This window comes from Corallococcus terminator (genome assembly GCF_003611635.1).
In the GTDB taxonomy this organism is placed as follows: domain Bacteria; phylum Myxococcota; class Myxococcia; order Myxococcales; family Myxococcaceae; genus Corallococcus; species Corallococcus terminator.
Genome location: NZ_RAVZ01000794.1, coordinates 1 through 471 on the forward strand (window position 1 = coordinate 1; position 471 = coordinate 471).

Below are 471 nucleotides of genomic sequence, written 5' to 3' on the forward strand. Positions count from 1 at the left end.
GTACCTGCTTCGGCGTGCGATTGCTCTCATACGTCCCGTCTCCGAGCTGGCCGTAATTGTTCCAGCCCCAGGCCCAGACGGTGCCGTCCTGCTTCAAAGCGAGCGTGTGGGCGCCGTCAGCAGCAAAGGCCGTGACGCCCGTCAGGTCTTGTACCCGGACTGGCGTGTAGCGGTCGGTGGTGGTCCCGTCACCGAGCTGGCCAGCTTCGTTGTATCCCCAGGCCCAGACGGTGCCATCCTGCGTCACTGCGAGCGTGTGGCCAGCGCCAGGGGAGAGGGCCGTGACGCCCGTCAAGCCCTGTGCCTGCATCGGCGTGTGGCGGTCGGTGGTGGTCCCGTCACCGAGCTGGCCAAAGTAGTTCCAGCCCCAGGCCCAAACGGTGCCGTCCTGCTTCACGGCGTACGCGTGTCCGGCGCCCGCGAGAAGAAGGGCCACAGCGCTCGTAGCGCATTGCGAGCCGCCCTGGAGAG

At 67.5% G+C, this 471-nt stretch carries 1 protein-coding gene; it reads right to left on the reverse strand.

Features of this window, described 5'->3' with window-relative positions; all coding sequences use genetic code 11:
* The coding region (locus D7V88_RS42165; protein WP_372241180.1) for an RCC1 domain-containing protein at positions 1–436 on the reverse strand (436 nt) is incomplete at its 3' end.
* Between the last annotated feature and the right edge of the window lie 35 nt (positions 437–471).